The sequence below is a fragment of the Alteromonas sp. K632G genome (genome assembly GCF_017653625.1).
In the GTDB taxonomy this organism is placed as follows: domain Bacteria; phylum Pseudomonadota; class Gammaproteobacteria; order Enterobacterales; family Alteromonadaceae; genus Alteromonas; species Alteromonas naphthalenivorans.
In genome coordinates this window covers 73954-95375 of the sequence record NZ_JAGGDM010000018.1, presented here as the reverse complement: position 1 = coordinate 95375, position 21422 = coordinate 73954, and the positions used below count along the sequence as shown (strand labels likewise).

The 21422-nt window shown below is 43.4% G+C and carries 17 protein-coding genes; 6 read left to right on the top strand and 11 right to left on the bottom strand.

The genetic code is table 11. From position 1 onward, the window contains the following. Nucleotides 1-17: 17 nt before the first annotated feature. Nucleotides 18-1166, top strand: a complete 1149-nt coding sequence (locus tag J5X92_RS16710) for an iron-containing alcohol dehydrogenase (protein ID WP_208806152.1) — start codon at nt 18-20, stop codon at nt 1164-1166. A gap of 38 nt (nt 1167-1204) precedes the next feature. Here the strand turns inward: J5X92_RS16710 and J5X92_RS16705 are convergent, their stop codons facing one another. Beyond that, on the bottom strand, nt 1205-1879 hold the full coding sequence (locus J5X92_RS16705) for a type 1 glutamine amidotransferase domain-containing protein (RefSeq protein ID WP_126872988.1): 675 nt from the start codon (nt 1877-1879) through the stop codon (nt 1205-1207). 188 nt (nt 1880-2067) lie between these two features. Here J5X92_RS16705 and J5X92_RS16700 point away from each other — a divergent pair, with 188 nt between their 5' ends. Further along, a complete protein-coding gene (locus J5X92_RS16700; RefSeq protein ID WP_126872989.1) occupies nt 2068-2958 on the top strand; it encodes a LysR family transcriptional regulator in 891 nt (296 codons plus the stop codon). Between the two features lie 121 nt (nt 2959-3079). Here J5X92_RS16700 and J5X92_RS16695 read toward each other — a convergent pair whose 3' ends face one another. From J5X92_RS16695 to J5X92_RS16665, 7 genes are all read right to left on the bottom strand, one after another. Then, nucleotides 3080-3898, bottom strand: a complete 819-nt coding sequence (locus J5X92_RS16695; RefSeq protein ID WP_126872990.1) for a DUF1080 domain-containing protein — start codon at nt 3896-3898, stop codon at nt 3080-3082. A 95-nt stretch (nt 3899-3993) separates the two neighbouring features. Next, nucleotides 3994-4611, bottom strand: coding sequence for a gluconate 2-dehydrogenase subunit 3 family protein (locus J5X92_RS16690; protein WP_126872991.1), 618 nt, complete (start codon nt 4609-4611; stop codon nt 3994-3996). Continuing rightward, entirely contained in the window at nt 4611-6296 is a 1686-nt protein-coding gene (locus tag J5X92_RS16685) for a GMC family oxidoreductase (protein WP_126872992.1), read from the bottom strand. The genes J5X92_RS16690 and J5X92_RS16685 overlap by 1 nt, the downstream gene beginning before the upstream one ends. Nucleotides 6297-6345: 49 nt before the next feature. Further along, nucleotides 6346-7269: a TIM barrel protein gene (locus J5X92_RS16680; RefSeq protein WP_126872993.1), complete on the bottom strand. Its 924-nt coding sequence runs from the start codon at nt 7267-7269 to the stop codon at nt 6346-6348. Further along, a complete protein-coding gene (locus J5X92_RS16675; RefSeq protein WP_126872994.1) occupies nt 7262-8476 on the bottom strand; it encodes a nucleoside permease in 1215 nt (404 codons plus the stop codon). Before J5X92_RS16675 ends, J5X92_RS16680 begins: the two co-directional genes overlap by 8 nt. A gap of 31 nt (nt 8477-8507) precedes the next feature. Further along, nucleotides 8508-9584 (bottom strand): sugar phosphate isomerase/epimerase, encoded by a 1077-nt coding sequence (locus tag J5X92_RS16670; RefSeq protein ID WP_208806151.1) that lies wholly within the window; start codon nt 9582-9584, stop codon nt 8508-8510. 15 nt (nt 9585-9599) lie between these two features. After that, nucleotides 9600-10763, bottom strand: coding sequence for a Gfo/Idh/MocA family oxidoreductase (locus J5X92_RS16665; protein WP_126873003.1), 1164 nt, complete (start codon nt 10761-10763; stop codon nt 9600-9602). A 378-nt stretch (nt 10764-11141) separates the two neighbouring features. On the opposite strand from J5X92_RS16665, the gene J5X92_RS16660 reads away from it, so the two are divergent. From J5X92_RS16660 to J5X92_RS16650, 3 genes are all read left to right on the top strand, one after another. After that, a complete protein-coding gene (locus J5X92_RS16660) occupies nt 11142-12149 on the top strand; it encodes a LacI family DNA-binding transcriptional regulator (protein ID WP_126872996.1) in 1008 nt (335 codons plus the stop codon). Between the two features lie 31 nt (nt 12150-12180). Then, nucleotides 12181-13056, top strand: a complete 876-nt coding sequence (locus J5X92_RS16655) for a sugar phosphate isomerase/epimerase (protein ID WP_126872997.1) — start codon at nt 12181-12183, stop codon at nt 13054-13056. 142 nt (nt 13057-13198) lie between these two features. Continuing rightward, nucleotides 13199-13522, top strand: coding sequence for a DUF3392 family protein (locus J5X92_RS16650; protein ID WP_126872998.1), 324 nt, complete (start codon nt 13199-13201; stop codon nt 13520-13522). Between the two features lie 57 nt (nt 13523-13579). On the opposite strand, the gene J5X92_RS16645 is transcribed toward J5X92_RS16650, so the two are convergent. After that, entirely contained in the window at nt 13580-15205 is a 1626-nt protein-coding gene (locus tag J5X92_RS16645) for a polysaccharide lyase family 7 protein (protein WP_126872999.1), read from the bottom strand. A gap of 1482 nt (nt 15206-16687) precedes the next feature. Beyond that, the gene (locus J5X92_RS16635; protein ID WP_208806150.1) at nt 16688-20569 is read right to left on the bottom strand and encodes an ATP-binding protein; all 3882 of its coding nucleotides are present in this window, start codon (nt 20567-20569) and stop codon (nt 16688-16690) included. Nucleotides 20570-20673: 104 nt separating this feature from the next. Between J5X92_RS16635 and J5X92_RS16630 the strand changes: the two genes are divergently transcribed. After that, entirely contained in the window at nt 20674-20868 is a 195-nt protein-coding gene (locus J5X92_RS16630; protein WP_126872408.1) for a hypothetical protein, read from the top strand. Here J5X92_RS16630 and J5X92_RS16625 read toward each other — a convergent pair. After that, a complete protein-coding gene (locus J5X92_RS16625; RefSeq protein WP_208806149.1) occupies nt 20827-21330 on the bottom strand; it encodes an HAD-IA family hydrolase in 504 nt (167 codons plus the stop codon). The two genes, J5X92_RS16630 and J5X92_RS16625, sit on opposite strands and share 42 nt — an antisense overlap. Nucleotides 21331-21422: the final 92 nt, after the last annotated feature.

The window sequence follows — 21422 nt, the reverse complement described above, 5'->3', positions numbered from 1 at the left end:
TTTTCAGCAGGTGTACAATGCAGGTGTCGGTCTTCAAATCAGCCAATAAACTTATTACAGGTGAAGGGGCGTTAGCGAGCCTTGCTCATGAGCTTTCAAGATTGAATATAAAAGCACCTGCCATTATTACCGATAAGGGCGTAAGCCAATCTGGTGCACTTAGCCATGTTACCAATGTGCTGAATTGCGAATGCCCTATTGTGATAGACGATATTCCTCCTGAACCTGAAATAAGCATTATTGAGCAAAGGCTTGCTCGACTAAAACAACATAAGGTAGACGGAATTATTGCCGTTGGCGGTGGTAGCGCAATAGACAGCGCTAAAGTACTTGCGGCTACGTTTGATTACACGGGGAATATTGCAGACTTGTTTGGCGAGAACTTGGTTGCAGGACGCGCATTACCCCTTATTGCCATTCCCACCACGGCGGGCACGGGTTCAGAAGTCACTAATATTGCCATATTGGCCGACCCTGTTGCGCACGTTAAAAAAGGCATTGTAAGTGACTACCTGTTACCCGATGTGGCCATTGTCACGCCTGAAATGACATTAAGCTGCCCAAAACACATTACTGCCGCCAGTGGGGTAGATGCATTTGTGCATGCGCTTGAGGCCTACTTGTCCGTTAATGCCAGCCCTATTACTGACGCGTTGGCCAGCAAGGCGATGACACTTATCTTTCACTCGCTTCCTCTCGCCTATGCAAACGGCCACGATGTTAAAGCACGGGAAGACATGGCAACCGGAAGTTTAATGGCAGGGTTAGCGTTTGGTAACGCGGGAGTTGGCGCCGTGCATGCGCTTGCTTATCCGCTTGGCGGTCGCTTTCATTTATCTCATGGTATGAGCAATGCGGTTATGTTGCCCCATGTTATGCGCTGGAATATAGGGGCATGCCAGCAGCGCTTTGTTGATGTGGCGGGCTTTTTACATTTACCCGTTGCCAATAAAAGTCAGTTAGAGATTGCTAATCAGGTAGTGGATGCCATTGAAGCGCTGTGCAGAACTGTAGAGATCCCCGCCACACTGCGTGATTTTGATATTAGCGACGATGCCATTCCCCTGTTGGCAGAAGAAGCGAGCAAGGTGACTAGGTTATTACGCAACAACCCAAGAGTACTAAGCAAACAAGATATCGCGCAGATATACAAAGAGGCGTTTTAAACGCCTCATCAATCTTACTTAAATACCCATTTAGGTAGTTAGCTATTTAGATGGCTAACTATAGCTTCTGCAACCGCATGAGCACTTGCTGGATTTTGACCCGTGATAACGCGTTCATCTTCAATCACATGTACATTCCATGGCTGAACTTTACTGAATTTAGCCGCTTTACGGGCTAGCGCTTCTTCAAGTAAAAACGGAATATCGTTAATAGTGCCGTAATCCACTTCTTCTTCGCGGGTGAAACCGGTAATTGCTTTGCTCGCAATTAAGTCTTCGCCATTACTAAGCTTAATAGGTAACAGTGCTGCAGGGCCGTGGCAAACCGCGCCAATAATACCGCCATTTTCATAATGGGCAGCAGACAACTTGGCAAAGTCTTCGTTGCTTGCTAAGTCTGACAATAAACCAAAGCCGCCTGGATAGAACACCGCATCATATTCATCAATGTTCACGTTTGACGCACGCATGCTGTTGCTGGTGCGCTGTTTGAAGTCTTCGTTGTTTAACACGGCGGCATTAACATCGTCGCCTTCAATGTCGGTACCATAAATAGGAATAGCACCACCATTGATAGACGCGATATCGTAATCTACGCCGTGTTTATTAAAAACATCGATTGCATGGGTGATCTCCGGCGAATAAGTACCGTTCGCTTGGTCAGTAGTTCCTAGTGTTGCATGGTTCGTTACTGGGATAAGTATCTTTTTCATGGTTTCTTCCTATGCGTAAGGCACATTAGCTGCGCCGTAGTAATCATGTGTATACACTATAGAATATCCCTGATAACTTGATAATATGCGAAATAGTTAAATCACTATTGCCATACAGCAACAATGATAATCTCTAAAACGCAAAATGAATCTACAACACCGCGAAGTTAAATAAATGGAAAGTTTCGATGGAAAGCTTTGAAGGCATTATAGAATTTGTAGCGGTAGCCGAGCGCAAAGGCTTTTCAGCTGCAGCGAAACAGCTAGGTTGCAGTACCAGCCATATCAGCAGGCAAGTTGCTCGTCTTGAAGAGCGAGTTGGCTGTGTTTTATTGGCTCGCTCTACCCGCCAAGTGAATTTAACCGAAAACGGCGCACTTTATTACCAGCACGCTAAAGACTTGCTTATTGGCCTTCAACAAGCCAATGAGCAGGTTAGCCTTCAACAGGTAACACTTGAGGGCGTTCTTCGAGTAAGCGCCGCAGGCGGGTTTGCCGAGCACGCCGTGGCACCCGCATTAATGCAATTTGCTTTAGAACACCCAGAGTTAACCATTGATATGGACTTTAATAGTCGCATGGTTAACTTTGTGGAAGACGATGTAGACTTTGTTATTCGCTATGGAGAACTAGCCGACTCAAGTTTAATAGCACGTAAACTGATTGAAAGGCCCATGATGGCCGTTGCCACCCGCGATTATTTAGCGCAATGTGGTGAACCTTCCCACCCCAGTGAATTGAAAAAACATAGCTGCGTTATTTCTAACAACGATGTATGGAAATTTTCAAACCATGGTGTGCAGGAAAATATAAAAGTAAAAGGCCGCTGGCGCAGTAATAACGCGAATGCCGTACTTGCCGCGTGTGAGCAGGGTTTGGGTATTGGCTATATGCCTAAAAGCACGTTTAGTGCGTCCGTTGAGGCGGGAAGACTACAGCCTATATTACAGCCTTACTGGGGCGACGGGGCAAGCAGTTGGATTGTATATCAGAACAAACGCTTCATGCCGCTTAGGGTTCGAATGGCCATTGATTATTTGGTGCAATACTTCACTGATTGGGAAGACAAGGCGCTTTAAAAATTTATAAAGATGCTAATAAAAAACTGCCAGCAGGTTTATCATGAAAACCTGCTGGCAGTATGTACTGATTGTTATATAGCGCTTCGCTGTTTATCAGCAAAAAACTTGCGCTTATTACTTACAGCTCTCGCACCCACATGTTTCTAAAGCTGACTAAGTTACCATGATCTTGAAGCTGAATAGGCTCACAACCATGGGCTTTATATTTAGGTGCACCTATCCACTCGGTAGTGCCCTGAATCTCTACATGGTTTTGCACCACCACGCCGTTGTGAATAACGGTTACGTACCCTGGTGATTCAAGCAAGTCACCATCGAATACCGGCGCTTTAAAAATAATATCGTATTCTTGCCATTCACCAGGTGCGCGCATAGCGTTTACTAACGGAATAGTCTGCTTATACACACTGCCCGCTTGCCCATTTGGGTAAGTGGCATTGTTGTAAGAATCTAGCACCTGAACTTCATAGCGTTGCTGAAAGAAAATCCCGCTATTATTTCGCTGCTGCCCTTCCATACCAGGCTCTGGCTGCGGTACTTTCCACTCTACGTGAAGCTGCACGTCACAAAAACCTTGTTTGGTTTTAATATCGCCTGCGCCCGGCTTTACCGTAAGCTCACCGTTTGCGAAATCCCATTTGGCGTCACCACCTTTTACCGACGCCCACGCTGACATATCGCTTGTTAATAAAGGGATAGCGTCAGAAGGAAGCTCGTTCTTTTTAGCACTTACCACTGCAGGTACTGGCTCCCACACTTCTGTTTTCGCTGCTTGTTTTTCGCGTTCAGCGCGCTCTAGTTGCTCGACACTCTCAGCAAAAGCCAAAGGTGCTATTGATGTTGCTAATAAAGCAGCTAATGCTATTTGAGCGCCCGCTTTTAAAGAAAAGGCTGTGTTGGTCGCCAGTTTAGGCAATCCGTGTTTATGTAATTTCATGTATTTTCCCTGCACTATTTATTTTCCGCTGCACTATTTATTTTCGTTGCACTATGTATTTGGTTTCGCAGCTAATTTATTTTTACGTGAAAGCCTTAGGTCGCCCACGCTTTGTCACCTTTTTTGTAAGGCAGTTCACCATTGTAGTAACCGGGAATGGCCACATAGCGCAGTACTTTGGTAGCCCCTACCTGCGAAGTGAAAAAGGTATACAAAGTAAGTTGTTTCAGTAACGTGAAATAGTGCGGGAGCGGGCCTTCATTGCCGGGCTCCCATTGGCTCGGTTTTGCTGTTGGAATACCGTTGCTAATACCCTCAGCTAAATTAGCGGCTTTCGCTTCTGTATCTAATGTTGTAAACAAGGTTTCGCGCTGCGCACTACTTAATAGCAGGAAGTCTTTTTTAAATGCTTCATTGCTACGAACATTAATTGCCTTAATGCCCTCTTTAAATGCTTTTTGTAACTTCGGGGTATAACAATCGGCAACAATCACCGGAATAACCAAGCCGACATTGGCGGCTTTTGCTCCAGGTGTATCAGTTTGCGGAATAATGACTTCCGCCATTTCGTTAATGAGAGCCACATCTTCCTTTGAAAACCCGGTTTCAGACAAAGGCACAGGGGCAACAATGTCGTAAGCAAGCGCTTTACCACCCACAAGGGCAGTACCTGTGGCGGTAGCAATGAGTTTTAATAGGTCTCTACGTTCCATTACAAGTTCCTCCGCTTTAACTCTTCTACGGCAAAGCTAGCCGCGCGAGCGGTAAGTGCCATATAGGTAAGTGATGGGTTTACACAACTTGCCGATGTCATACATGCACCGTCGGTAACAAAAACATTGGGCGCGTCCCATACTTGGTTGTGACCGTTTAGCACTGAGGTTTTAGCATCTCGGCCCATACGTGCAGTACCCATTTCATGTATACCCATGCCTGGTGCGTAGTCTGCATCCCAGCCATTCACGCTTTTAAGCCCAGCAGCCTCAAACATATCTATGGCGTCTTGCTGCATGTCTTTACGCATTTTCAGTTCGTTTTCTTTTATCTCAACATCCATCGCGAGTACGGGCAAACCCCATTTGTCTTTTACTTCTTTGTTCAGATAAATGCGATTTGAATGGTCAGGCAACATTTCACCAAAGGCAGTCATGCCTATTGTCCAGCCACCGGGTTCTGACATAGCCTCTTTTAAGCCTGCACCAACACCTAACTCGGCCACATCTTGTCGCCAGCCTGAGCGGCTAGCGCCACCTTGATAACCAAACCCACGCAAGTAGTCTCGTTTGTCATCGCCCCAATTTCTAAAGCGCGGAACATAAAAGCCACTTGGACGGCGACCATATGTATACTTGTCGTCGTAGCCTTCAACTTGCGCTGACGCACCTACCCGGAAATGGTGATCCATCACGTTATGACCTAATTCACCGCTGCTGCTACCTAAACCGCCATCCCATACATCGGTGGCAGAGTTCATAAGCAACCACGATGAATTGAATGCAGAGGCATTCACAAACACGATTTTGCTTTTGAAAACGTATGTTTCGTTGGTTTCAGCATCAATAATTTCAACGCCAGTGGCGCGCTTCTTGTCTTTATCAAACAAGATTTCTTTTACAATAGAGAAAGGACGAAGCGTTAAGTTACCGGTTTTCATTGCTGCTGGAAGCGTTGAAGACTGCGTACTGAAATAGCCACCAAATGGACAGCCCAACCAGCACTTATTACGGTACTGACAATTTGCACGTCCGTGTTCTGGCTTCGGCTCTGTCATGTTTGAGGTGCGACCGGAAATAATATGGCGAGCACCGCTATAGGCTTTTTGCACTCGAGCAGCCACGTCTTTTTCAACGCAGTTTAGCGCCATAGCAGGCTGGTAGATGCCATCGGGTAATACGTCTAAACCATCACGGTTTCCGCTAATACCAGCAAACTTTTCTACGTAGTCATACCAAGGGGCTACATCTTCATAACGAATAGGCCAATCTACCGCTACGCCTTCTTTACCATTCGCTTCAAAGTCAGCTTTGTTTAATCGGTAACTCTGTCGCCCCCAAGTAAGCGAACGCCCACCGACGTGATAGCCTCGATACCAATCAAAGCGTTTGTCTTCTACATAAGGGTTTTCTACTTCGTTCGCCCACATGCCTTTGGTAGATTCATTGAGCGGATAGTCTCGCTTAAGTACAGGGTAATCTACTTTCATCGCCTGTGTAGGCAGGTCGCGATGTGGGTAGTCCCACGCCTCTTTGTGTGCGTTTTTGTAGTCTTTAATGTGCTCGATGTTTTTACCGCGCTCAAGCATGAGTACTTTTAGGCCTTTTTCGGTGAGTTCTTTGGCCGCCCAGCCTCCGCTAATACCAGAACCTACTACGATTGCATCGTATTCGTTCGTTGCCATGTTATGTCCCCTTAAACACGCACTTCATGTATGGTGTTTGATTGTAAAGTCATACGTCGCAGATACTGATCGCTTCTTTAAGCGATTCAACTCTGCCTGCTTTTGTATCTGGTGTTGGAATAAACTCTTGCGCTAAATACCCATCGAAACCTGTTTCTAAAATGGCCTTAGCAATGGCTGGATAATACAGCTCTTGAGTGCTACCAATTTCGTTTCGTCCTGGCACACCGGCGGTGTGATAGTGACCAAAATAAGGATGAAAATCGCGAATGGTGCGAATAATATCGCCTTCGTTAATTTGCATATGATAGATGTCGTAAAGCAATGAAAAGTGCTTACTATCAAGGCGTTTGCATAGCTGAACACCCCATTTTGAACTATCGGCCATGTAGTCAGGGTGGTCTATTTTGCTATTAAACAGCTCCATAAATATCACCACACCGCGCTTCTGGGCATGAGGTAAAATACGCTGCAAACCTGCCACCGCATTATCTAACCCTTCCTCTTTACTCATTCCACGGGCATTGCCGCTAAAACAAATAAGGTTGGTATAGCCAGCATCAGCAACAAGGTCGATATGCTTTAAGTATCGAGCTTCTAATTCGTCGTGTAGCTCACTGTGAATGAAGCCATCTTCAAGGCTAATTTCAGCGCCATTGCACATAGAAGAATCGATACCGTGTTGCTTTAGTACCGGCCAATCTTCAGGCCCCACTAAATCAATCGCCGAGAAGTTAAGCTCTTTCACTGTATTACACAGCTCTTCTATGGAAAGATCGCCGTATGTCCAGCGACTAACAGAATGATTAATATTGCCTTTAAGCGATGATTGCTTCATGCCATTCTCTGTTCGATTTGCCTTAATATCTGCTGTACTGCCCGCGTGTGCGCTATGAAACGCTGAAGGTGCTAATACACCAGCGCCCGTCAGCGCCATCGCTTTTATCAAGCTGCGTCTGCTTTCGTTATGCATTGGTGCTAACCTTTTCTGACTTAAACAACATCAAGAAAATAATTAATACAACAGCCGCAAAGCCTGCTGGGAATAGCCAGATATCTTGCCAACTGTGAGATGTTGCCGTGGTGTACTCATCAGTTATTTTTCCAGCTACGGCAAAACCAATCAGCATACCTACGCCGTATGTGGCTAAAGTGATTAACCCCTGTGCGGCGCTTTTAATACGTTCGCCTGCTTTCGCATCGGTATAAATTTGGCCAGACACAAAGAAAAAGTCGTAACAAATACCATGCAAGGCTATGCCCACAATCAGCATAAACAGCCCTTCGTCTGCATTACCAAAAGCGAACAAGGCGTAACGTAATACCCAAGCAGCCATGCCAATTAACAAGGTAGCTTTAATGCCAAATTTGTTTAGAAACACAGGTAGTGCAAGCATGAATAACACTTCAGACACCTGGCCTAAGGTCATTTTCCCAGTGGCATTTTCAACACCAATTTCGGTTAAAAACGGATTGGCGTTTTGGTAGTAAAACGCAAGAGGAATACAAATAAGTACAGAGGATAAAAAGAAGATAAAGAAGTTCTTATCTTTAAGTAACGCTAGCGCATCTAACCCCAACACATCGCGCAAGCCAGTCTCTTGGCCTGCCGCTTTTGGCGGTGTTGCAGGTAAAGTAAAGCTGAATATACCTAATGCTAACGACGCTATTGCACATAGCATAAAGGTGTTTCTAAGCATGCCATCAGCAATTGCTGATGCGGAATCCCAAGAAAACACATAGCTAATAAGTAAGCCCGCAACAATCCAGCCTACGGTGCCCCACACACGAATTTTACCGAACTCTTTTGATGGGTTTGTCATTTGGCCAAAAGCCACCGAATTCACCAATGCAAGGGTTGGCATATACGCAATCATGTAGCCTAGTACGTACGGATAAAAGGTGGTGAAATCACCCGCCTGATACATCATGTACATAAGCACCGCGCCACACAAATGCAGCACACCCAAAATACGTTCAGCGTTAAAGAAGCGATCGGCAATTAGCCCCACAATAAAAGGCGCAATAATCGCGCCCCAACTTTGGGTAGAGAATGCCATTCCCGTTTGGCTACCACTGGCCGATAAGGTGCTGGCTAAGTACGTTCCCAAGGTGACAAACCAGCCGCCCCAAATAAAGAACTGTAAAAACATCATCGTGCTAAGACGTAGGGTTATCATATTCTTATTATCCTGTGTCAGCGGGGCAGCGTTATTCGCTTATGCCCAAAATGCGGTTGTTTTTTGTTTCACTTACCTCGCCACCAGCGAAATCATCAAACGCGTAGCGGGTTGGCTGAATAATATGCTCAGCAATAAAAGGCGCACCTTCAGCGGCACCTTGCGCTGAATCTTTTAAACAGCATTCCCATTCGAGCACAGCCCATCCGCTAAATCCGTATTGAGTCAGTTTGCTGAAAATGCCTTTGAAATCGACTTGTCCATCGCCAAGAGAACGAAAACGTCCTGGGCGGTCTTTCCAATCTTGGTAACCACCGTAAACACCACTTCTGCCATTTGGGTTAAACTCGGCATCTTTCACATGGAACATTTTTATACGACTGTGGTATCTGTCGATAAAGTCGAGATAATCGAGCTGCTGCAGCACAAAGTGACTAGGGTCGAACAAAATATTGGCACGAGGATGGTTATCTACCGCGGCCAAAAACATTTCGAAGGTAGCGCCATCATGCAAATCTTCACCTGGGTGAATTTCGTAACATACATCTACCCCGGCCTCATCGAAGGCATCTAGAATAGGTAACCAACGCTTGGCTAGCTCGGCAAACCCTTGCTCAACTAACCCAGCAGGACGCTGCGGCCATGGGTACACCAAATGCCACATCAAGGCACCCGAGAAGGTAGCGTGGGCGTTTAGTCCTAAGCGTTTGCTGGCAATAGCTGCGCACTTAAGCTGGTTCACTGCCCATTCAGTACGTGCTTTTGGGTTGCCGTGTAAATGTGCTGGCGCAAAGTTATCAAATAGCTCATCGTACGCAGGGTGTACCGCTACCAACTGCCCCTGCAAGTGCGTTGATAACTCGGTAATTTCAACGCCCGCTGCCCTACAGGTAGCGGCAACTTCGTCACAGTATTCTTGGCTTTCTGCTGCTTTTTCTAAATCGAATAGTGCCGGATCGGTAGGCACTTGAATGCCTTTATACCCCAATGAGGCGGCCCACTTGGCCATGTTTTCAAGTGTATCGAAGGGGGCTTCTTTCCCCATAAATTGGGCTAAAAAGACGGCAGGGCCTTTAATTGGTTTTGCTTCGTTTGCTTGTTGTTCCATTGCCACATGCTCCACTTATTCTGTTCCAACTGGGCTGACGGTTTCCCACTTAGTCTCACTGTCACTACTGGCCAACATGGCATCTATAAACGCCATTCCTCGAAGACCGGAATTAATGCCAGGTACACCACTTGCTTTGCTGCTTGTTTGGTCTGATTCGCTACGAACAGCTGTGGCAAAGTCGTTATATAAATTCGCCATGGCTTCTAGGTAACCTTCGGGGTGCCCACCTGGAATGCGGCAACGATTAACAGCTTCGTCGCACAAACCGGGTTGTCCTAGTCCTGCACGGAAAACTTGATATGGCTGGCCAATGGGGCGATATACCACAGAGTTTGGTTCCATTTGATGCCACTCTAATCCGCCTTTATCGCCATATACTTTTATCTTTAAGGCGTTTTCTTCACCTGCGCACACTTGGCTGGCAATCAATACACCAGTAGCACCCTTCTTGGTTTTAATCAGCGCTGCGCCATCGTCATCTAACTGCCTGTCTTCGATGTGCGTGTATAGCTGACCACACAAGGCCGTTATAGCATCATCTAAAACAAACTCAGCAAGCCCAAAAGCGTGTGTGCCAATGTCGCCCATACAGCCGCTGCCGCCAGCTAAACTTGGATCGGTACGCCATTTGGCCTGTTTGTTGTGGGTTTCTTCATTTGCCGACAGCCACCCTTGTGGGTACTCAACAAACACTTTACGAATGTTACCTAGCATGCCGCTTTGGACCATGTGGCGCGCTTGCCACACCATGGGATAGCCTAAGTAAGTGTGTGCTAAACCGTACAATCTGTCGGTACTATGGAGTAAATCTTGTAAATCTTTTACTTCGCCTAAGCCAACACCAGCAGGCTTTTCGCAGAACACGTGAAAACCCGCTTTTATTGAGGCCACTGAAATAGGTACGTGTAAATGGTTCGGCGTAACAATAGACACCACTTGCATGCGTTGCTGCTCTGGAAGCGCAGCCTCTTTTTCTAGCATGTCTTCCCACGAGGCATAGGTACGGCTATGTTCAACACCTAAACTATCTGCCGTGCTTTCATTGTTGCTGGGGTCGCGACTAAAGGCTCCACATACCAAATCGTACTGGCCATCTAACCCGAATGCGTTGCGATGAACCGCACCAATAAATGCGCCTTCACCACCACCAATCATTCCTAATCTTATTTTTTGCATTTTCGCCATGCTGCGTAGCTCCTGTTGTGGTGCAGTGCTTAACCAGTAAACGTTACCAGTATCAAGCTTGCTCACTACAAACTTGTTGCATTATTGTAACTATATTTAAAATGTAACGGATTACATTTTTGTCTGTCAATGTATTTGAGCGTTTTTTGTTAAATTTAAGTTTAAGAAGATAAGCTAAATAGTCTTAAAACAAACGTATTTTGCATTAAAACAGCGAATTGACGGGTTGAGACGCAAAAATCATTTACAAAAAATATACACTTAGCACTGGATTTTTTAAGAAAGATCCGTATTCTAAATTCCAAATGATATCGGTTACATCAATCTAATCTGTTCGCAAATGTGCGAATGAAAACAAGACACGAGTAAATGGCAAATATTAGAGACGTTGCTGATAGCGCTGGCGTATCGGTGGCAACAGTGTCTCGGGCACTTCAACAACCCGAGCGCGTTTCTCCGAAAACCCGTACCAAAGTAATGACGGCAGTAGACCTTGTGGGCTACAAGCCCAACTTAATGGCGGTAAAGTTTCGTTCGGGAAAAACCCACAACTTGGTTGTGTTGGTTCCTACTGTCGCGAATGTATTTTTTGCGCGAGTGATTAGCGGCATGCAAGAAACGGCCGCCGAATTGGGCTACTCCATTTTACTGGCAAATACATTAGGTAACCCTGACATTGAAAGCCATTACGCAAAAATGGTTAGCACCTCTCAGGCCGATGGACTTATTCAATTACGCGCGTTAAACCCATTCGACAACAGCATGATTAACGACAATGGCCTGTTACCCATGGTAAATGCTTGTGAAGTAATTGATGAGGGTAATTACCCTACTGTGTCGCTTGATAACCGTGCCGCAGCGAAAGCCATGACCGAACATCTGTTAGGCTTGGGCCATAATCGTATTGCCATGATAAAAGGCCCTCACTCCAGCCCGCTTACGCAAGACAGATTATCGGGCTATAAAGATGCTTTAAACGACGCCAATATTGCCTTCGATGAAGATCTTTTATTTCCCGGCGACTTCACGCTTCAAGCAGGCTATAACGCCGGCGTAACCATTGCCCAGCAAGTAGAAAGGCCCACTGCGGTATTTTGTGAAAACGATGAAACCGCAATAGGTGCTATGCAAGCATTAAAACAAGCTGGCCTGCGTATACCTGAAGATATATCAGTCGCGGGATTTGATGACATTGCCTTTTCGGCATTTTGCGACCCACCATTAACCACCATTGCCCAGCCAGCCGAAGAGTTCGGCCGAACGGCAGTTAGCTTATTGATAGATGTAATTAACGGCAAAATTCGTAAAGCACCAAAAGTTATTATGCCGTTTGAACTCATTGCTAGGGGCAGTACTGGCCCAGCCCGAATTGTGTAACAGCGCATAATGGCGCGTTAAGGAGAATGCTATGATTACCACTTCCACCTTCACCCGCAGGCAGTTTATTCGAGCCGCGGCAATAGGTGCAGGTTGCGCCGCCATACCCAGCGTACTTGCACATTCACACACGGCTAAGTCTTTAAATGGTATGGCCAGCAGCAGTATTGGACTGCAGCTTTATACCCTTCGCGACATCATGAAAGTTAGCGTACCTGCTACATTGAAGTTAGTGGGCGCGGTGGGCTACAACGAACTGGAATTCGCCGGTTACTTTGGTCATAGCGCAAAAGAAATTAGTACTATTTTAAAAGGCGAAGGATTAACGGCGCCGTCTGCTCACATTCAGCTAGATGACTTCGATAATAACTTAGAGCAAGTGCTAGAAGATGCTCAAACCGTAGGTCATAAATACCTAGTGGTACCTTGGCTTAGCGAAGCGCAGCGCGGCGAAGGTATTGCGCCCTACAAAGCGCTTGCTGAGAAACTTAACACCATTGGCGAAGCGTGTAGCAAAGCCGATATTACCCTTGCGTACCACAATCATGACTTCGAGTTTGAAGTACGTGATGATGAAATACCACTGGATGTACTGATTACTGAAACTGACCCGAATTTAGTGTCTATGGAGCTAGATTTATACTGGGCAGTTAAAGCGGGTAAAGACCCCGTAGATTACTTTAAGCAATACCCTGGTCGTTTTAAATTGTGGCATGTAAAAGACATGGCGACAGACGGTAGTTTTGCCGATGTGGGCACCGGCGTTATCGACTTCGAAACGATTTTTGCGAATGGAAAGCTGGCTGGAATTGAGCATAAATTTGTGGAGCGGGATCAAACCGGCGATCGCATTGCCACCATCGAACAAGGCTACAAAGCGGTAAGTATGCTAAACAGCACTTTGTAGCAAAGTACGTGTAACAAAGCGCTATATATCAAACGGCTGTGTAACAAAGTATTTTATAGCAAAGCGCTTTAGCAAAACCGTATATATCGTTATGATAACGCCACCTTTATGTTGTAGGTGTCGTTATCATGAGTAAAGCAGTATGAACGAACTGTTCAGTGCCTTATCCCGCACGTTAAGCCCTTATTACGCTGAAATGAGCATCATGCTGATGGCCACTATTTTAGTGGTTTACGGCGATATTATTAATAGCCATATAAAGCGTATTTTAGCTCCCTATCATTTCATACTTCGGGTTAGCCTTTTTGTAGTGCTATGTGCCTTTGGTTATGGCGCATTAACCCTTTATGGTGCCCCTTTTCTGCACCACATTATTGCCTACCTGCCTTGGCAGTACCAAGGTGCAGGTTTTGTATTTGCATTCATGTTTATTGGGTTTCTGGCCGAGCGTAGAAGATATATATAAAAAAGCGAAGCCAACTGGCTTCGCCCTTCTATTTTTAATCGTGTATTTAACTAGGTATTAGTCTTCATCACGAATGTAGTTAATGCTTGAAAAGGTAAGAAGGCTTTCAGTAATACCTTCACTGGCATAAAACGCAGCCCAATCATCTGAGTCGTCTACATCTTCTCTTGTTTCAGGATCTTGTGCCTGTAAGTAGTTACCAAATTTCAGGTAAGAATCTGTGCTGTCTTCAATGGTTCGAGAGAAAGACTCGCCAAACGCTGAAACCGTCACATAACCATGGTCGTTAATAACTCTAAAATCGAAATTTTGGCCGCTTACCATAGTACCTAATAACTGCTTGTCTTCACCGGAACCGTCTTCTCTTGCAAGGCGAACATACACATCAAAAATACCGTTGCTTGCAACGCTGTCACTTTCTACGCCAGCATTAGTGGGTGTGAAGCCTGTTTCACTGGTGTCTGAAACATATAATTTCATAATGGTGCCTGTGTCGCTAGCATGATGCTGGGCAACAATGGCCTTTGAACCATCAGACATTTCTACTTTTATGTTCGCTTGAAAGTCTTCAAACACGGCGGTCATTGCGACCCGTTTTTCTTCTTTAATTTTTAGCTCGTGACGCCAGCCATTGCCATTGGGCGTAACATGCTGCTCACGAAGGGCATCAAACTCCATGGTGTCGCCAACACGAGGATCGGCACCTTCCATGTCCCAATCACTCATATCAAAATTGCCGGGAGTTGGGGTAGGTGTAGGCGTTGGATCAGGCGTGTTGTCAGTATCACCGCCACAGCCATAAATGTTGGTTTCCACAATGCTGTTCCAGGTATTCGCCGAATTCTCTAACCCAGTAATACGAACATAACGCGCATCAGAATCGGTAACATCATGCGTTTCATAACCGGAACTTGAACCGTTAGACGCTCCTGAAAGTAACACTGCGTTCCAGTTGCTGTTATTGGTAGAAGTATGCACATCGAAGAACGAGCTTCGGGTATTCCCCTTAAACCATTTCACTTGCAGTGCTTTTACCGTAGCCACTTCACCTAAATCGTAAGTAATAGTTTTGCCAGTGCCGTTGGACGACCAACGGGACTCGTCAGTTAAGTCATTGTCGATGGTATTTAACGGCCCATGCCCATCGTTAGTGCCATTGTCGGTTGCAGTACTAATGCTTAGGTTGTCATTCCCTGAACACGTGGAATTACCGGGAGGTGTTGTAGAGCCAGCACTTTCCAGCGTGAAATTATCAAACCGCCCTTCGCCGCCATAATAGTTTGCATAAATTTTAACGGAAGTAGCAGAGCCCGAATTAAAGCTTACCGATACAGGTTCAAAATCGCTGCCACCACCGGTTCTGTTAAAGCGAGTGCCGTTTACATCGGCACCAATTTTACCCACACCTTTAACATAGGCGCTTAGGGTGTAATCGGTGTTGGGCGTAACATCAACGTACTGCTCTACTTTACCGTTAGTGCCAGAAATTTTAGCTGAACTGCTTCCTGCGTAGGCATTCCCAGAGACAGCGGAAGGGTCGGTATCGGCCCAACCATCAAACCCGTTTTCAAACCCTGGGTTGTCGATGGATACCGACGCCCCGTGTACAAATGATGTACTTGCTAAGGTAAGCGCGGTGCCTATTAAAAAAGAGAGCGATGTTTTACGTGTGCTGATGTTCATGCAATTTGTCCTGTAATTAACGGTTTTAGTAAACCAATTAAAATAAGCCCAGCGAGATTTGCTGCGACTAAAAACGAAATTCAATTTTCGATATGAGCCAGAATCCAAGCTTACCAAACCGGTAATACCAATGATCCAACCCACATGTAAAATGATTGACCAAAAAACCAATAAGATCAACACAACCTTTTAACAAATAGCTTACCAAAAGGTAAGATCACAGACTTTAAGCTACTTACCATTTAAAAGCGAAAATACAAAAACACCTGTAATTCAATATATTGCAACCAAATCCAGATTTAACAAATAAAAAATACAAATGAGAATTATTTATAAATTTATTAACAAATTAAGCAGAATGAAATCGTTAAAAAAGCGAAAACTAGATAAAAAAATGAAAAATGACAACCAAACACATTACCAATAAGTGCAGAATTGGTTAAAGAAATTAATGTATGCGCTTTAATCTCACTTTTCCTAGGAGGAATTGCTGGTAGTTAGATCTGCTTTTCGGCACTGTGAGGTTGTACTAATGTGCTGGAATACTGTTTAGGTGGTATACCCATAATACGTTTGAATGTGGTTGAGAAATAGGATGGCCCAGCAAAGCCTACGCTTATAGCGGCCGAAATAACTGAGGCACCATCTGCTAAGCCCTCACTAATTTGGAACGACCTACTTTGCTTGTAAACTTAAAAAAAATGTCGTTGCTGAAAAGGCAAAAGAGACAAAGGAAGTAAAATAAAATACTTTTTCATCAAATTGATTTCGTCTTGTATTTTGAACAACTAAATTTTGTATGCTTGAAGATGTTGCAATGAGAATGAAGAAAATTGAATAAATGAACGAAAGTACGATAACTATAAAGTGGTTCAATTTCATCCAAAAAATAGTGGCATCAGCTTGACTGAGTAGAACTGATATTCCGAAGAACGCGCTCCACAAGACCATTAGTGAAAATAACACCGACTTTTTCAAACTTAAAATCGATTCTTTTATTAGCACACATTACCCCTAGCCATGATTACTTGTTGATTGAAATCTATGTTTAGTCATTTTTGGATATATAAAAAGAACCATAGATAAAGGTCACAACAGTTGCTAATACAACCAATGTTGTTCTAAGCCAGTCTATTGGTATAAGTTTAACGACGGAAACTACCAATGCCCATAGCACCATAGCCCCTAAAACTTTAGGGTAATGTCTATATGCGTTTTTTCGATACATGATGGGCCTTAAACTTATATAAATTAGAGAAAATGGGGCGTTATAAATTGGGGGGTCGTTTTCACTCAATGGTATACCTTCCTCAAAAGAACTATTCAATGAGTCTATCTCGCACGACCATGACTTGCCAACAAAAACCATCTAAGAAATTAAGATATAAAACAGCCAAATGCATTACCAATTAATGCAAATTTAGTTAAATAAATTAATGTATGCGCTTCAACCTCACTTTTCCTAGGAGGAATTGCTGGTAGTTAGATCTGCTTTTCGGCACTGTGAGCTTGTACTAATGTGCTGGAATACTGTTTAGGTGGTATACCCATAATACGTTTGAATGTGGTTGAGAAATAGGATGGCCCAGCAAAGCCTACGCTTATAGCAACCGAAATAACTGAGGCACCATCTGCTAGTAGCGCTTTGGATTTGTCGATTCTGAATCGCGAGAGAAACTCGCTGAAGTTGTAGTCGAATAGCTCTGAAAGTTTTCGATTTAAACTTCTGGGGCTTATTAGTAATAAATCAGCAGCTTTATCTCTAGTGAAATATTCATCTTGATAATTTTTTTCTAAAACAGAGATAAAGTTAAGGTAAAAAGCCATATCTTTTTCTGACGAAAGTTCTGGCAATAAAATACAGCTGTCTTCGCTTTTATTCATGTCTGACGACGAGAGATTGTTTGATGGGGTACGCTTCAATGCTACAAGATGCCTGACTCTAAGTATTAATTCTTCATCTGCGATAGGCTTAGTAAGCAAACAGTCGACATTCGCCTGCAATGCCCTTTCTTTCGATTCATCATCTACTTTTGCCGTTAAAACGATAATAGGTAAATATTGTAAGGCATCAGTATCACGCAATTTTTCCACAAAGTTCAGCCCCCCCATAACCGGCATCATAAGGTCGGTTATAACTAGGTTAACTTGGTGAATCTGTAGAATATCTAGAGCCTGCTTGCCGTCTCTAGCCACAAGGCATTTATAGGTTGAAGAGAATAATTTAAAAAGATGATTACGAAGTTGGCGGCTATCATCCACTAACAAGATAGCTGGCTTGTCTTCCCAGTTACTATCAATACTTTCATCTACGTTTTGACTATTTAAAAGCTGTATATCATCTATGGGGAAAGTCACAATAAACCTGGTACCTTTGCCCAGCGAACTGTCGACAGATATTTCGCCCTGATTCATAGCCACCAACTCTTTAACTAAAGACAAACCAATTCCCTCGCCTGCTGCTTCGGGAGATGGATCTATTCTTTTGTAACGTTTAAAAATTTCTTGATGGTTAGATTCGTCAATACCTTTCCCATTATCTTTAACGCTCAGTGTTAGATTATCTTCATCAAAAACGGCAGAGAATTTAATTACTCCATTGTTTTCGGTAAATTTAACCGCGTTAGTAATGAGGTTACCAATAATCGACTCTAAGCTACCTTTTAAGAGTGAAATAGTGCCACTCCCTCGTGTATTCACATCGAGTACTTGGCGCTTTGTTTTCACTAATGAGTCTAAACTTGATGCTATAATTTTAATGTCATCTACAGAGTACAACCTAAAGTTTTCGAGCGTTGAAGTACCCAGTTTGTCTACCGTGTTCACTTGATCTAATAAGTTTTCCATTCTTTGAACATTGTGGACTAACGCCGAGATATTAAGCGTTTCTTCCTCTAATTCACTTTTCTTCGAATTACCTAACTCGCTCATAATGAGTTGCAGTGGCGTGCGAAGTTCGTGCGAGACATCGCTGAAAAGCCGAATTTTGTTTTGCGCTAATGCTTCTATTTTATTCTTATGCTCAGCACCGTACTTACCTAATACCTTCTGTACTAGCGAGGTATTTATAACCGCTAAAGCCAATAATTTTAGATAGCCTTTTCTGTACAAATATAAACAGAGAAACGTAAGAATGGCATACAGAACGTAGGCATAGCGACTTAAATAGAATGGCGGATTTATTTTGAAATGTAGGGAATTAATAGGGTTTTCAACATTACTATGGGGTGACTGTACCCTAGCTTGCAGTTCAAAATTACCATAGCCAATATCAGAAATAGCCAAATTCATACTTGATGCGTTATGAGTTTGCCAATCTTCAATATACCCGAGTATTCTAAACTCTAGTTTATGTTTGTAGCTTTCAACGTAGCTATTGGATGCGACACTGAAATTAAGTGTCTGATAGCCGCTACCGATAGTAAACGCAGAGTTAGAAAAAATAGGGTATGAGGACTCTAGCTCACCCTTCTCATTGAGCCATTCGGCTTTGAGGAAAGAAATTTTTGGTGCAACGTTTGCCTCACTCAAACTTTTGATTATTACTTTCTCATTGATGCTATAAGCAAATCTATCTCCTTCGATAACGATATTATCATTTAGTTCGTGAATTCCTCCGAAATCAAAGTCGACATCCCAAATACCATTCTCGCTATCTAGTTGATACAAGTTGTCGTCACTTGTATCATAAAGAAAGAGTCCAATATTTGTAGTAAACCAGAAATTTCCATTGCTACTTAAAAGCCCCGCTCGAACAAATCTAATATCGGGATTATCTAGTAATTTACTTTTTGAAATGTCACCAGTAGTACTATCTATTTCACTGAGTCCACTGCCAGAGGAGCACACCAAATAAGTATCGTTGAATTCTATGATACAAGTGATTCTGCTCCAACCTGTCTCTGAGGGAGGCAACACCTTCCAATTAAACTTAGACAACTGAATATGTATGGAACTGTTCACGTCGTATCCCATTAGCTCGCCAGAAGATAAGACAATAGAGTTTTTGAGAAATGGGGGCGCATCAAATTCATCTAAAATTGAAGCTACATCAGCTAGATAATATTTCCATCCATCTTCCGTGTGGGCATATGCATAGTATTTATTATCACTTAACTTGATAATGTGATTGTAGGGGTTTGAGCAGAAATTTATTTCCCCTCTCTCTTTCAAATAAATTTCTTCAAATTTAATTGCGTAACTATCTAGGCATTTCGCGGCTTTGAAAGTGTGGGGAGTTAACGAGCCATTTTTAGTTTGCAACAAATAGCTATTACTAGCATCTTTTATAAATCCAACTCCCTCCCTTGTTGTACCTGCTGATCTAATATTTTTTTGGTAGAGGACTTCATTTAAACTCAGATAGTTAACTGCCTTTTGAGAATCTGACAACGCAATCAATCCCAACTGTGTTGATGCGAGAATCAACCCTCCGTTTCTTAACTTATTAATTGCTACTATCGAGTGTATCGCATCTGATGTGATAATTGGATTCATCCAATCAATCGCTGTAATAGTATCCCCAATAACTTTGTATAGCCCGCCCGCAGCAATCCAGATATTTTTCTCGTCAGCGATAAATATTTTGCTCAATGGCTTTCTTATTGTTAAGGCTGTATCAAAAGGATAAAAACTTTTCGTATTTTTTTGCTCATCTATTATGTAGATACCTTCAGGTCCGCCTACATATTGCTTGAAACCAAAATAAGAAATAGCAGTAAACTTTGATAATTTGGGATAATCTTGTGTCAAAGGGTTGAGCTTCACACTCTGACCAGTCAGATCTATCTCTATATGGTACGTTTCTGAAATCGCGTGTACGCTAGTTTGATTTGCAGACACTAATGAATAGGCACCAGCTAAAGATCTAGATGAAATTACATCTGCCCAATGTTGTATTTCTCTCGTTGTTCTATTAACAACGTATATACCGTTAATTAATGAGATTACTAAATAGTCAGGCGTTACAACTAAATTCCAAACACTCTTTAAGTCTGAGGAATCAGAAATAAACTGTTCTGATACTCCTGTCTTTAGATTGTATTTAAAAACACCAACCCCGAACTCACTAACCCAAAGATAGCCTTGCTCATAAGCCACATCTGAAATTATGCCTGTTTCTAAATTAGACTGGTTATAATTTACTTTTTGGGTATCTTGTCCAACAATCTGAAAAACGCCATTTTCTGCGGCAAGGTATATAGCTTCATCAACAACCTCTATATCCCATATTACCCCTGCGGGAGTCCCCGCAAATACGCTACGCCCGTGGAAGCTTTCACTTCCGACTGATGCAAAAACATCGAAATCCAGTAACAAAACAATAACAATTGAGCCAAAAAACGAGCGATTGACCCATTTCATTTATATGTCCCTATATTCATATTCAATGCTCATAGTTATTTATTATTCTGTAATTGCTGAACTAGCAATACCGATAATAATTAATACTATAAGAGTAAAACACTATGAATATCGAACAAAAAACAAACATTCAAGAGTTGGATGAGAAAGATTATACTAATGTCTATGGTGGAATTAGTTCTTTTGCGGCTTTTCCAGGGTTGGGTTATAAAATTGAACCAGAAAATCCAACCCCACCAGGCATAGGTCTAGACTCACTACACCAACAACCACCGCATACCGGCATTTTCGGCGGCTAATTGGTCGTAAATGAAATCCCCCACATACAGGCAGTCTTCGGGTTGTAGCTGCCAGTGTTGGGCTATGTGTAATAATGCGGTGGGGTCGGGCTTGGCGGGTGCATCTTCTCGGGTAAGTACAAACTCAATGGGTATGCGGTTGTTGGCTATTTTAATGGTAGTGGCTTCTCGGCAGTTGCGTGTAACAATAGCTATGGGCAAGTTATTCTCTAAAACCTTATCTACCATTTGCTTACCAAGGGGTAGCCATTTCGCGTTTTGGGCGTCGGTTAGTTCGTGTTGCAATATGGCGTGGTTGGCTCCCGCTTTTTCTTGTTCACACACCATATTGTCTATAAACGTAAGAATGTCTTCATCTTGCGGGCAGCCTATGTCGGATCTCATTTGCGAGAAGTTAAGGCTAGACTCAACTAAGGTGCCATCTAAATCAAAAATAACACCTTTAATACCGCTTAAATCCATTCTTTATACTCTTTAATTACGTTTAAGGTAGGCAAGGCTATTTGCCCTTGTGCTATAACATTGCCACAAGCTTGGCTGTGTTTCCGTTAACT